At 67.7% G+C, this 12,936-nt stretch carries 12 protein-coding genes and 1 pseudogene; 5 read left to right on the top strand and 8 right to left on the bottom strand.

The genetic code is table 11. The features are described from left to right. Positions 1–87 precede the first annotated feature (87 nt). Positions 88–876 (top strand): gluconate 2-dehydrogenase subunit 3 family protein, encoded by a 789-nt coding sequence (locus AWB92_RS28105; protein WP_085191529.1) that lies wholly within the window; start codon positions 88–90, stop codon positions 874–876. Beyond that, positions 869–2,566 (top strand): GMC family oxidoreductase, encoded by a 1,698-nt coding sequence (locus AWB92_RS28100; RefSeq protein ID WP_085191527.1) that lies wholly within the window; start codon positions 869–871, stop codon positions 2,564–2,566. The genes AWB92_RS28105 and AWB92_RS28100 overlap by 8 nt, the downstream gene beginning before the upstream one ends. Here AWB92_RS28100 and AWB92_RS28095 read toward each other — a convergent pair. After that, positions 2,550–3,317 carry an alpha/beta hydrolase gene (locus tag AWB92_RS28095; protein WP_085191525.1) on the bottom strand — a complete coding sequence of 256 codons (768 nt, stop codon included), beginning with the start codon at positions 3,315–3,317 and terminating at the stop codon, positions 2,550–2,552. The genes AWB92_RS28100 and AWB92_RS28095 overlap by 17 nt on opposite strands. A 63-nt stretch (positions 3,318–3,380) precedes the next feature. On the opposite strand from AWB92_RS28095, the gene mhuD reads away from it, so the two are divergent. The 3 genes from mhuD to AWB92_RS28080 are packed head-to-tail and all read left to right on the top strand — an operon-like array spanning position 3,381 to position 5,761. After that, positions 3,381–3,701 carry a mycobilin-forming heme oxygenase MhuD gene (gene mhuD / locus AWB92_RS28090; protein WP_067153222.1) on the top strand — a complete coding sequence of 107 codons (321 nt, stop codon included), beginning with the start codon at positions 3,381–3,383 and terminating at the stop codon, positions 3,699–3,701. After that, a complete protein-coding gene (locus tag AWB92_RS28085; protein WP_085191523.1) occupies positions 3,676–5,040 on the top strand; it encodes a serine hydrolase in 1,365 nt (454 codons plus the stop codon). Before mhuD ends, AWB92_RS28085 begins: the two co-directional genes overlap by 26 nt. Before the next feature lie 4 nt (positions 5,041–5,044). Further along, positions 5,045–5,761, top strand: coding sequence for a hypothetical protein (locus AWB92_RS28080; RefSeq protein WP_085191521.1), 717 nt, complete (start codon positions 5,045–5,047; stop codon positions 5,759–5,761). A 32-nt stretch (positions 5,762–5,793) separates the two neighbouring features. Here the strand turns inward: AWB92_RS28080 and AWB92_RS28075 are convergent, their stop codons facing one another. The 7 genes and pseudogenes from AWB92_RS28075 to lysS form a co-directional block, all read right to left on the bottom strand. Further along, positions 5,794–6,345, bottom strand: coding sequence for a histidine phosphatase family protein (locus AWB92_RS28075; protein ID WP_085191519.1), 552 nt, complete (start codon positions 6,343–6,345; stop codon positions 5,794–5,796). Next, on the bottom strand, positions 6,342–7,133 hold the full coding sequence (locus AWB92_RS28070; RefSeq protein ID WP_085191517.1) for a CbtA family protein: 792 nt from the start codon (positions 7,131–7,133) through the stop codon (positions 6,342–6,344). Before AWB92_RS28070 ends, AWB92_RS28075 begins: the two co-directional genes overlap by 4 nt. Positions 7,134–7,153: 20 nt before the next feature. Next, positions 7,154–7,369 (bottom strand): CbtB-domain containing protein, encoded by a 216-nt coding sequence (locus AWB92_RS28065; protein ID WP_068100037.1) that lies wholly within the window; start codon positions 7,367–7,369, stop codon positions 7,154–7,156. A 137-nt stretch (positions 7,370–7,506) separates the two neighbouring features. Then, positions 7,507–7,898, bottom strand: a pseudogene (locus AWB92_RS28060) (YbjQ family protein). Positions 7,899–7,966: 68 nt separating this feature from the next. Continuing rightward, positions 7,967–10,501: an ATP-dependent protease ATP-binding subunit ClpC gene (gene clpC1 / locus AWB92_RS28055; RefSeq protein WP_085191515.1), complete on the bottom strand. Its 2,535-nt coding sequence runs from the start codon at positions 10,499–10,501 to the stop codon at positions 7,967–7,969. 298 nt (positions 10,502–10,799) lie between these two features. Continuing rightward, on the bottom strand, positions 10,800–11,138 hold the full coding sequence (lsr2, locus tag AWB92_RS28050) for a histone-like nucleoid-structuring protein Lsr2 (protein ID WP_036363110.1): 339 nt from the start codon (positions 11,136–11,138) through the stop codon (positions 10,800–10,802). Between the two features lie 113 nt (positions 11,139–11,251). Then, a complete protein-coding gene (lysS, locus tag AWB92_RS28045) occupies positions 11,252–12,757 on the bottom strand; it encodes a lysine--tRNA ligase (protein ID WP_085191513.1) in 1,506 nt (501 codons plus the stop codon). Positions 12,758–12,936 lie beyond the last annotated feature (179 nt).

The following is a 12,936-nucleotide window of genomic DNA, read 5'->3' as shown; positions in this document are numbered from 1 at the left end:
ATCCCACAAGCCCCTTCCCGCGCAACGCGACACGCCGCCCGGTCCGCGTTCCACGTCAGACTCATATCCGCGTCATACCCTGCCGATGTGCCCAGCGAGGAGGCCGGCCAGGGATCCCGCTTGCCGCCGGTGTCCCGGCGCGCGGTGCTCGGCGGCCTGAGCCTGCTGCCGCTGGCCGCCGCCATGAGGGGCGCCGTGCCCGTTGCGTCGGCCGACCCGGGCTACCGCTTCCTGACGCAGCACCAGGCCGCGGTGCTCGACGCCGCCACCCGCCGCCTGATCCCCGGGCCGCAGGACTGCCCGGTCGAGTTCGGCCCCGGGGCGCACGAGGCGAACGTCGTCAACTACCTGGACCGGATGTTGTCGGTCTTCGGCGTCACTCCCGCCGACGTGCACGCCGGCGGGCCGTGGAGCAATCGCGCCGGCGGCTCGCAGGACTACATGGCCACCTTCGTGCCGCTCAACCGCGCCCAGGCCTACGCGTGGCAGCAGCGCCTGACGCAGCTGCGCGACCAATACAGCAGCGGCATCGCGTTACTCGACCAACAGGCCGGCGGCGACTTCACCGCGATTCCGGGGGTGAAGCAGGACCTCATCCTGGCCCACGGTCCGGCGGCGACGTTCGCCGGCGTGCTGTTCGGTCACACCATCGAGGCGATGTACAGCGTCCCGGAGTACGGCGGCAACGCGAACCTGGTGGGCTGGAAGGACATCAAGTACCCCGGGGACTCCCAGCCGCGCGGGTACACCCCCGCCGAGGTGGAGGCGGTTCAGTGGGACGTGGTCGTCCTCAGCGACATCATCAACCGCCTGCGCCGCGGGGGTTGGGAACAGGTCATCGGCAAACTGGGCGGAAGGGGCGGCGTGAGTGCCTAAGGCGGTCATCGTCGGCTCCGGCGCCGGCGGGTCGACGGTGGCGATGGAACTCGCCGAAAACGGTTGGGATGTCGTGATATTCGAGAAGGGATCGAACTACTTCACCAACCTGGAGGGCACCGGTCCGCTCGGGACGACATTCGCCAACGACGAACTCAAGTCGCTGTACCGCTACTTCGAGCAGCCGGACCCGCTCGCCTACCCGCGCACCTATCGGCACAACGCCTCCCAGGCCGCCGGCTACGTCGGCCCGGTCAACGAGCTTCCGGTGACCGTCGGCGGCGGAACCGTGCACTGGGACGCCAAGGTGCCGCGGTTCTGGGACATCGACTTCAAGGGGCTGTCGATGCTCGGCCCGCAACCGGGCGCGGACGTGCAGGACTGGCCGTTCGAATACAGTGAGATCGCACCGTATTACGACATCATCGAGGTGCTGCTCGGGACGCAGGGCGACGTCGGGACGATTCCCGCGCTCTCGTTGAAGCACGCGCCGCGCTCGCGGCAATACCCGATGCCACCCGGGCCGCAGCAGCGCTCGTCGACGCTGATCGCCAAGGGGGCCAAGCGAATCGGGCTGCATCCGTATCCGTTCCCGACCGCGATCAATTCGGTCGAATACGACGGCCGCCCGGCGTGCAACAATTGCGGTTTCTGCAGCAACTACGGTTGCCCGATCTCGGCCCGGGTGGGCGCGCTCGCCCCGCTGCGGCTGGCGCTGCGGACCGGGCGGGCACAGTTACGTCCCGAAACGACCGTCACCAAGGTCAACTTCGCCGGCCGGCGGGCCACCGGCGTCTCCTATCTCGACCCGCGGGGCAGTCCCGGCGGGGAGAGCGCGGACCTGGTGGTGCTGGCCGCGTCGGCGATCGAGACCGCGCGCCTGGCGCTGCTGTCCGGCCTGCCCGACGCCAGCGGGCGGATCGGCGCGCGGCTGATGTTCCACAACTTCGTCGACGGGTTCGGCATCTACCTCGACCAGCGAGTGCACGCCTACCGCGGCCGCTCGATCACGCAGTGCATGGAGGATTTCTGCGACCCCAACTTCCCCGGGGCCCGGCTCGCGGCGAAGCTGGCCGGGCTGCCCTACATCCGCGGCGGCCTATGCGAGCTGGGCGGCAGCCAGGACCCGATCACCGAGGGCAAGTTCTACCAGGAGATCCTCGGATTCCTGCCCGGGGTGCAGCTGTTCGGCAGCCCGTTCAAGGACCTGATGCGCGCCTCGCTGCTGCGCGACCGGCTCGCCGGCGTGAACTTCATCGGTACCGACTTGCCGTACCTGACCAACAACGTCACCCTCGACCCGACGGTCACGGACCTTAACGGCCAGCCGGTGGCTCGCGTGACCTGGGCGCCGGGCAGGCACGAGGCGGTGGCACAGACGTTCTACCTGGTGCCCATCACCGCGATGATGGCGGCGGCCGGCGCGCAGCTGTTTGCCGCCGTCCCGGACGGCCTGGAGCGAAAGCTGGGCGGCGGCACGCCGCCGAACACCAAGCACGTGATGGGCGGGATGCAGATGGGCGTGTCCCCGGCGACCAGCGTCGTCGACCCCAACGGGCGAATGCACCAGATGGACAACGTTTTTGTCGCCGACGGCAGCGTGTTCGTCACGTCCGGTTGCCAGAACCCGACCAACACGCTCATGGCGGTGGCGCTGCGCACCGCGCGCGGGATCACCGGCCGGCGCTGACCGCCAGAAACGACTCCACGGCCTCGCGGTACACCTGCGGAGCCTCGTCGTGGATCAGGTGACCGGCCTGCGGTACGTGCAGATATGTTGTCGGGGAGGATGTTTCGGCCATCGCGCGCATCTGGCCCGGCGGGGTTACGGAGTTGCCGGCCTCGATCAGCAGCGCTGGGGCCCGCACGGCCGCCCACTGTGCCCAGTAGTCCCGGGTCCCCCATTCGGCCGCGATCTCGATCCAGCGCGGGGTGTGCCCGTGCAGGCGCCACCCGCGTTCGGTGCGGTCGAAGGCGTCCAGGAAATATTGCCCGGCAACGGGCCCGAACTCGTCGAATACCTGCTCGGCAGAGTCGAATTCGACCGGAAGGGCGTGCAGCCAGGGCTCCCACGGCCCGGTGGTGCGGCCGCGGAAGTCCGGCGCCATGTCCTCGATCACCAGCGCCGAGACCAGATCCGGGCGCTCCGCGGCGAGGCACCACGAGTGCAGGGCCCCCATCGAATGCCCGACCATCCTGGCCGCCGTTCCCAGGGAGCCGACCGCGTCGGCCAGATCGGCGACGAAGCGTTCGGTGCTGATCGGGTGTGGGTCGTCGACGTCACGGCCCCGGTGCCAGGGGGCGTCGTAGGTGTAGACGGTGCCCAACCGCGCCAGCCACGGCAGCTGGCGCGACCAGGTGGTGCCGCGGCCCATCAGCCCGTGCACCAGCACCAATGGCTCACCCCGGCCGCCGCGGCAGGTCAACAGGTCGCTGGGCATATCACCATCTTGCGTGGCCCGCCCGGAAGTCGGTTAAGGCGGGCGGCGCGGTAGCCTAGCGGAATGCCGCAAGTGGTGAAGATCAATGCAATCGAGGTGCCCGCAGATGCCGGCCCCGAGCTGGAGAAGCGGTTCGCCCACCGCGCGCACGCGGTGGACAACCAGCCCGGTTTCCTCGGCTTTCAGTTGCTGCGCCCGATCAAGGGCGAGAACCGCTACTTCGTGGTTACGCATTGGGAGTCCGAAGACGCCTTCCAGGCCTGGGCGAAGGGGCCCGCCATCGAGGCTCATGCCGGAGAGCGGGCCAACCCGGTGGCGACCGGGGCATCTTTGCTGGAATTCGAGGTCGTGATGGACGTTGCCGGCAGCAAGCAGGGTAATTAGCGACCGATCGGCTCGGCGCCGCGCGGCGGCGTTGGGCGCCGCGGCGGCGCTGGTGGTCACCCTGGCGCCGGGTTGCGCCCCCTCCCCCTCCCCGCAGGCGAACGCGGCGAACCCGGGCCGGCAGATCGACACCCGGACGCCTCCCGGCATCCGCGCGCAGCAGACGTTGGACATGCTGAACTCGGACTGGCCGATCGGCCCGGTCGGGGTGGGCACCCTGGCCGCGCCCGAGAAGGTCGAGTCGGTAGAGACCACCATGGAGGGGCTGTGGTGGGATCGCCCCTTCACCCTCGACGCCGTTGACCTCGGCGCCAGCGTCGCCACCCTGCACCTGGTGACGTCGTACGGCGCGCGGCAAGACATTCGGATACACACCGACGACGAGGGCCGGGTCGACCGGTTCGACGTCGACACCCAGCCGCCGAAGATCAACTCCTGGCGCGACGTCGACGCCGTGCTGAGCAAGACGGGCGCGCGCTACTCCTACCAGGCCGCCAAGGTCAACAACGGTCACTGTGACCCCGTCGCCGGCACCAACACCGCCGAATCACTACCGCTGGCATCGATTTTCAAGTTGTACGTGCTGCACGCGGTCGCGAGCGCCGTCCGAAACGGCACCGTGTCGTGGGATGATCAGCTCACCGTCACCGAGAAGGGCCGGGCGGTCGGCTCGTCGGGGTTGGAGTTGCCTGTGGGGGCACAGGTTTCGGTGCGCACGGCCGCCGAGAAGATGATCGCCACCAGCGACAACATGGCCACCGACCTGCTGATCGGAAGACTGGGAACGCACGCCATCGAGGAGGCGCTCGCCACCGCGGGGCATCACGACCCGGGCAGCATGACGCCGTTCCCCACGATGTATGAGCTGTTCTCCGTCGGCTGGGGCAAACCCGATCTGCGCGACCAGTGGAAGCAGGGCTCCAAGCAGGTGCGCGCCCAGCTGCTGGCGCAGGCGGATTCGACTCCCTACCAACCGGATCCGGCCCATGCTCACACCCCGGCGTCGGCCTACGGCGCGGAGTGGTACGGCAGCGCCGAGGACATCTGCCGGGTGCACGTGGCGCTGCAAGCCGACGCGGTCGGCCCGGCCGCACCGGTCAGGCAAATCCTTTCCGCGGTGGCTGGCATCCAGTTGGACCGCAACATCTGGCCGTATATCGGCGCGAAAGCCGGTGGGCTGCCCGGTGATCTGACGTTCAGCTGGTACGCCGTCGACAAGAACCAGCAGCCGTGGGTGGTCAGCTTTCAGCTCAACTGGCCGCGCGATCACGGCCCCCGGGTGACCGGCTGGATGCTACAGGTCGCCAGGCAGGCCTTCGCGCTGATCGGGCCCAAGTAGCCGGGTGAGTGTTGGCGAGTCGCTGCTGGATACCTTTCCGGGGCGGCTGTTCATCGAGGACATGCGGTCCAGGGGCGGCCTCGCCGTACCCGTGAGGCTGATCCGGGCCGCGACCCGGGCCGTCAGCGGTTATCTCTACTCCGATCGCTATCTAGAGGTGGCGAATCTCGACGTCGACGATCCGGAGCTGCGCAGCTACGACGTCGCCGGCCTCGCGGCCCTCACGGGGTTGGCGACGTTCGGCTCGCCGCAGATCCATCAGGGAACGATCGGCGAATTGCGCGCACCCCGCATCGGCAATCGAGAACCGTTGAGCGTGTTGCCAGCCGGCGCGTTCTGGACCTCGACGCCGATCACGGAGGACGAGGACTCGTGGACCCTCTGCGGCGAGAACCTGAGACGCGAAATGCCGCGCTGGGAGGTGCATTTCGATGTCTCCCGTGCTCGCGTGGCGCGGATCGATTCGGCCCGTGACTGGGCCGACTTGATCGACGCGAACACCGTCACGGCGGGCGGCCGCAAGTATCCGGACTGGCCGGCGATCGCGGAGACCTGCGATGCCGTACATCTGTCAGCGGCGGGACTGCTGCTGGCCCATCCCAACATCGCGACGACCCGGTTCGGCTGCTATGTCGGCGTCGGGGAGTGGTCAACGGTCTCCACGGCGTGGCTGCGCGAGCCGCCGAATTGGCGATTGGCACCGATGCCGCGCCCCGAGTGACTCACGAACTGGATAGCGCATGCGCTATCAGGTTACAAACGCAGCGTCCAACGGCCGCTTCGGAAATGCAGCACGGTGCGACTGGCCGGCGCAATATCGATGCGCCAGAACGACTTCGGCGGTGCATCCAGGCCGCGCAGGATGGCGGCGCGGATCACCGCGGGGTGCGTCACCGCCACCGCGGGCGATGCGTCGCCGGTCAGGGACTCCAACCAACCGGCCACCCGGTCCATCAGGGCGACGATCGACTCGCCGCCGTGCGGCGCGCCCGCCGGATCCGTCAGCCACGTCTCGAGATCGGCGGGGCCGACGGCCCGCAGGGTCTGCCCGCACCACCCGCCGCAATCGAGGTCGGCAAGCCGCGGCTCGACCGTGGCGTGCAGGCCCAGCAGCTGGGCGGTTTGGCGGGCGCGCCGCTCGGGTCCCGTGAGCTGGCGTGTGGTCGCATCCACCTCAAGGCGCCCAGCCTTTTTGGCCTGCCGAAGGCCGAGGCCGTTGAGGGGCTCGTCCGCGGGAAAGCGCCCGTCGGCCATGGCGTCGGTCAGCGCGTGCGACACCAGGGTCAGGCGGACGACGTCGGTCATGTCGCGGCGCTCGGTTCCCGTCCGCTGTCGGCGCGCTCCCCCAGCAGCCGGCCGGCCAGCGTCGCGAAGACCACGCCGATGGCCGCCCACAACACCAATTGCGCCCCCAGCGAAAGCAGCCTGAATTCATAGAGCACATCGGCCGGAAAGCCGGGATAGATGATCGCGCCCGAGGCGTCGCGCAACGGCGCCGGCGTCTCGTCGACGACAGGAAGCAGCACCGCCAGCATCGCGATTGCCAGCACATAGGCCAGCGCCGCGACCAGGCCCGCGTTCCACGCGCCGAGCCCAGCGGCGAGCCGCCGGGCCAGCCACACCGCGGCGATCGTCAGCGCCACCGAGGCCGCCACCATCACCAGATACCAGCCGGTGCGGGCCCCGATCGTGTCCGCCTGACCGACGGCGGGCGGATTCGGGGGGTACTTCAGGAACGGCACGAGGTATACCGCTACGAACGCGCCCGCCGCCAGCAGAGCCGAAAGCGGCCGCGGCCCAAGGGTTCTCGCGCGCACGGAGACCACGCAGAACGCCACGGCGAACAGCGCGCCCATCGCGAGGCCGAAAATCAGCACGCCGAAACCCAGTCCGGCGTTGGCCTGGACACCGCGGGTGAACAACTCGGCGCCGTGCTCGTGCACGCCATGAGCGTCCAGGGCGTCGCTTCGCCCGTCCTCAAAAGCGATCGCGCGGGCGATGACCGGCTCGGCGCACACGCGGGCGAACAGGAAGGCCAGCACCGCGCCGACGGCCCCCGCCAGGAGACCGCGTGCAATCAGCCGCTTCTCCACCCTGCCGGGTCTTTCCCGGTTCAGTGGCAGGGGAAGCCGAGCAGATGGCGCGCGTCGTGGACGAACTCGTGCACGTGGGAGTCGCTGCCGAACAGCGACACCGCGCCCTGATCGACCCCGACGAAGTACAGCGCCAAGAGCGCCAGGAAGGCGGTCGCCGCCAACCAGAGCGCGGCACTTGCCGCCGACAGATCGACCGCCCGAGTACGGGCACCGGCTTTCTCGAGATTTGCCACGGGTTCTCCTTCCGGGGATTGCGCGTCCCCGCTGCGGATGACGGGCTACGGGTCTGACTTTCGACAGTGGCGCGACCGTTCTGGAATTTCACCAGATTCCGTGTCCCGTCAGGACAGCTGTCAGTGTAGACCGGGCGTCAATGCTGGGGAGCCGCGGCGCCGTAGCCGAGCTGGCCGGCGGTGTACTTGCCGCCTTCGGTGACCGGGACCGCCTGGACCGCCGTGCCGTAGGCGCAGATCTCGGTCCACACGTCGCCGATCTCGGTGGTGTCGAAGCGCATCGCGACGATCGCGTTGCCACCGCGGTTGCGCGCCTCGGCGATCAGCCGTCCCTTGCAAGTTAGGGGGCCTCGTTGCGGCTGTCGGAGAGATTCTTGGTCATCCCCTGCAGCTCGCCGCCGAACATCGCCTTGAAGCCGGCACCCATCTGGGAGAACGCATTTCGCGAGCGGACGGTCAGCCCGAACACTTCGCCGCACACGCGCTGGATCTCCCAGCCCGGAAGGTCATTGGTTGTCACGATCAGCACAAGCGGCCCCTTAGATGCGAAACGGGCGGTTAATCCCGTCAGAGATTAACCGCCCGTTTGCTGTCGTGCTACTGCGTTTCGGGAGCCGCGTGCGCTCCCGCCTTGGCCAGATCCGGCTCGGCCGGCGGCTTGCGGGTCCCGGTGAACGTGAACACCGCCTCCTCGCCGGCGCCTTCGCCGTCCCAGTTGTCCACGTCGACGGTGACGATCTGTCCGGGTCCGACCTCCTCGAAGAGGATCTTCTCCGAGAGCTGGTCCTCGATCTCGCGCTGGATGGTGCGCCGCAACGGGCGCGCGCCCAGCACCGGGTCGAAGCCACGCTTGGCCAGCAGCGCCTTGGCCTTGTCGGTCAGCTCCATCGACATGTCTTTGGCCTTGAGCTGCTTGCCGACCCGTTCGATCATCAGGTCGACCATCTGGATGATCTCGTCGCGCGTCAGCTGGTGGAAGACGATGATGTCGTCGATGCGGTTGAGGAACTCAGGGCGGAAGTGCTTCTTCAGCTCGTCGTTGACCTTCTGCTTCATCCGCTCGTAGTTGTTGTCGCCGCCGCCCTGGGTGAAGCCCAGGCCCACCGGCTTGGAGATGTCGGAGGTGCCCAGGTTGGACGTGAAGATCAGCACGGTGTTCTTGAAGTCCACCGTGCGCCCCTGGCCGTCGGTGAGCCGGCCGTCCTCGAGGACCTGCAACAGGCTGTTGTAGATCTCCTGGTGCGCCTTCTCGATCTCGTCGAACAGCACCACGGAAAACGGCTTGCGGCGCACCTTCTCGGTGAGCTGGCCGCCCTCCTCGTAGCCGACGTATCCCGGCGGGGCACCGAACAGCCGCGACGCGGTGAAGCGGTCGTGGAACTCCCCCATGTCGATCTGAATGAGCGCGTCGTCGTCGCCGAACAGGAAGTTGGCCAGCGCCTTGGACAGCTCGGTCTTACCGACACCGGATGGGCCGGCGAAGATGAACGAGCCCGAGGGCCGCTTGGGGTCCTTCAGCCCGGCGCGGGTGCGGCGGATCGCCTTGGAGACGGCCTTGACGGCATCGACCTGGCCGATGATCCGCTTGTGCAGCTCGTCCTCCATGCGCAGCAGCCGGGTGGTTTCGGCCTCGGTGAGCTTGAACACCGGGATACCGGTCCAGTTTCCCAGCACCTCGGCGATCTCGTTGTCGTCCACCTCGGCGACAACGTCCATGTCGCCTGAGCGCCACTGCTTTTCGCGCTCGGCCCGCTGGGCGACCAGTTGCTTCTCCCGGTCCCGCAGGCTCGCGGCCTTCTCGAAGTCCTGGGCGTCGATCGCCGATTCCTTCTCGCGGCGCGCGTCGGCGATTTTCTCGTCGAAGTCGCGCAGGTCTGGCGGCGCGGTCATCCGGCGGATCCGCATCCGGGCGCCCGCCTCGTCGATCAGGTCGATGGCCTTGTCCGGCAGGAACCGGTCGTTGATGTAGCGGTCGGCCAGGGTGGCCGCGGCCACGATCGCACTGTCGCTGATGGACACCCTGTGGTGGGCCTCGTAGCGGTCGCGCAGGCCCTTGAGGATCTCGATGGTGTGGGCCACCGTCGGCTCCCCGACCTGCACGGGCTGGAAGCGGCGCTCCAGGGCGGCGTCCTTCTCGATGTACTTGCGGTACTCGTCGAGGGTGGTGGCGCCGATCGTCTGGAGTTCGCCGCGGGCCAGCTTGGGCTTGAGGATGCTCGCCGCGTCGATCGCGCCCTCGGCGGCACCGGCGCCCACCAGCGTGTGCAGCTCGTCGATGAACAGGATGATGTCGCCGCGGGTGTTGATCTCCTTGAGCACCTTCTTGAGGCGTTCCTCGAAGTCACCGCGGTAGCGGCTGCCCGCCACCAGCGAACCCAGGTCCAGCGTGTAGAGCTGCTTGTCCTTCAGCGTCTCCGGAACCTGGCCGTGCACGATGGCCTGCGCCAGGCCCTCGACGACGGCGGTCTTGCCGACGCCGGGCTCGCCGATCAGCACCGGGTTGTTTTTGGTGCGCCGGCTCAACACCTGCATCACCCGCTCAATTTCCTTCTCGCGGCCGATGACCGGGTCCAGCTTGCCTTCCATCGCGGCGGCCGTCAGGTTGCGGCCGAACTGGTCGAGCACCAGCGACGTGGACGGGCTGCCGGACTCGCCGCCGCGGCCGCCGGTTCCGGCTTCCGCGGCTTCCTTGCCCTGGTAGCCGCTCAGCAGCTGGATCACCTGCTGGCGCACCCGCGTCAGCTCCGCGCCCAGCTTGACCAGCACCTGGGCGGCCACGCCCTCACCCTCGCGGATCAGGCCGAGCAGAATGTGCTCGGTGCCGATGTAGTTGTGGCCCAGCTGCAGCGCCTCGCGCAGGCTCAGCTCGAGAACCTTCTTGGCGCGCGGCGTGAACGGGATGTGCCCCGACGGCGCCTGCTGGCCCTGGCCGATGATCTCCTCGACCTGGCTGCGAACGCCCTCGAGCGAGATGCCCAGGGACTCCAGCGACTTCGCCGCGACGCCCTCGCCCTCGTGAATCAAACCCAACAGGATGTGCTCGGTGCCGATGTAGTTGTGGTTGAGCATCCGGGCCTCTTCTTGCGCCAGGACGACGACCCTGCGGGCACGGTCGGTAAATCTTTCGAACATCGGTGCTTACCTGCTCTCCCTCACATCGGTACAGACCTCTTGATGGCCAATTGCCGGCCCCTGGGGGCCGGAACCGCGTACCTGCTCTCCACTGTAATGGTCGGCCCGCCGGGGTTCCTAACGTTGCGGTTGCTGGCCGTCCCGGCCGCATACCCCCGTGGGCGCACAGCCGTACCAGGTAAACGAGGAAAAACACCAAAGCGTTTCCCGCGCGGGCCGGCGAGCGTTGCGCCGCCAGCGAAATTGAAAACAACCGGCGCCCGGGCCTTGCGGACCCGGGCGCCGGTAAGCGCTTCGCTTAGGTCGCCGCGTGGAACGCGTCGATGACGTCCGCCGGGATGCGGCCGCGCGTCGACACGTTGTGCCCGTTGCGGCGGGCCCATTCGCGGATCGCGGCGCTTTGCTCGCGGTCGATGGCGCCGCGACCACGTCCCGAGCCGGAACGCCCGCGCCGGCGACCGCCGACGCGGCGGCCCGCCGCGACCCATTGCTTCAAATCGTTGCGCAGTTTCGCAGCATTCTTGGACGAAAGGTCAATCTCGTAGGTCACCCCGTCAAGCCCGAATTCAACCGTTTCGTCGGCCGCGCCCGCACCGTCGAAATCATCGACCAAGGTGACGGTCACTTTTTTCGCCATTAGCTTACCCTCGCGTTTCGTCCTGAGCAGTTGCTGAGCAGTTTGGATTCACTCCCCAAGTCACCAATCTGCCATAACAACGCAGGATACTCAATCCGGACGCAACGGGTAACTCAGGAGTGCGGCCGAACAATCGGGAACAAAACTGTCTCTCGAATTGACAGGCCGGTCAAAGACATCAACAACCGATCGATACCCATTCCGGTTCCGGTGCACGGCGGCATCCCATACTCGAGCGCGGCGAGAAAATCTTCGTCCAGCGCCATCGCCTCGTCGTCGCCGGCGGCAGCGGCGCGCGCCTGCGCGGCGAACCGCTCCCGTTGCACGACGGGATCGTTCAACTCGGAGTACCCGGTGGCCAGTTCAATCCCGCGAAGGTAGAGGTCCCACTTCTCGGTCACGCCCGGAATGCTGCGGTGCTGTCGCGTCAAAGGTGTTGTCTCCACTGGGAAATCCTTGACGAAGGTGGGCGCGGTCAGGGAATTGCCCACCGTGTGCTCCCACAGCTCCTCGACGAGTTTGCCGTGCCCATAGAAAGAGGGGTCGCGGTCGGCGGGGATCTCCACACCAAGCCGATCGGCGATCGCCCACAGCCGCTCGACCGTCGTCTCGGGCGTGATCTCCTCACCGAGTGCCGCCGACAGCGACGGGTACATTTGTATAGTCGCCCATTCTCCGTCGATGTCGTACACGCTGCCGTCCGGGAACGGCAGTTGTCGGGTTCCGATCGCCTCGTCGGCCACCTCTTGAATAAGCTCGCGCGTGACGATCGCCGAATCGTCGTAGGTTCCGTACGTTTGGTATGTCTCGAGCATGGAGAATTCCGGAGAATGCGTCGAATCGGCCCCCTCGTTTCGGAACACCCGATTTAGCTCAAAGACCTTGTCGAAACCGCCGACGATGCAGCGCTTGAGGAACAGTTCCGGCGCGATCCGCAGGTAGAGATCGATGTCGAGCGCATTGGAATGCGTGATGAACGGCCGGGCCGCGGCGCCGCCGGCCAGCGTCTGCAAGATAGGGGTTTCGACTTCGAGAAAGCCGCGCCGTTCCAGCGCATTGCGGATCGCCCGGATCACGGCGATTCGCTGCCGGGCCACGGTGCGGGCCTGCGGGCGGACGATCAGGTCGACGTAGCGCTGCCGTACTCGCGACTCCTCGCTCATCTCCTTGTGCGCAACGGGCAGCGGCCGCAGCGACTTGGCCGCCATCCGCCACGAGTCGGCCAGCACGGACAATTCGCCGCGCCGTGAGCTGATCACGTTGCCGTGCACGTAGACGATGTCGCCGAGGTCGACGTCTGCCTTCCACGCGTCGAGCGACTCGCGGCCGACCTTGTCGAGGCTGACCATCACCTGCAGCGTGGTGCCGTCGCCGTCCTGGAGTGTCGCAAAGCACAGTTTTCCCGAGTTGCGCGCGAAGATGACCCGGCCCGCGACGCCGACGATGTCTTCGGTGGCGGTGTCGGTGGGCAGGTCTGGGTGGGCGGCGCGGACCTCGGCCAGGGTGTGGGTGCGCTCGATCGCGACGGGGTAGGGGTCGGATCCCTCGGCCAGCAGCCGAGCGCGCTTGTCCCGGCGGATCCGGAACTGCTCGGGAAGGTCGGGGGCGGCGTCACTCACGACGTGCCAGCTTAAAGGACGCTCCAGCGGGCCTCAGAAGGCATCAGAAGGCATCAGCAGGCATCAGCAGGCACTGCGTGTGCATTCAGGGCTTTGCGTGTTGCACCTGGGCGGAAAATTCGGCGCAATCGCTGCGACGTTTCACACCCAACGCCGTGGATTCACACTGACCGCCGGCT

This window comes from Mycobacterium sp. IEC1808, assembly GCF_002101935.1.
Lineage (GTDB): Bacteria > Actinomycetota > Actinomycetes > Mycobacteriales > Mycobacteriaceae > Mycobacterium.
This window is presented reverse-complemented; position numbering and strand designations above follow the sequence as displayed.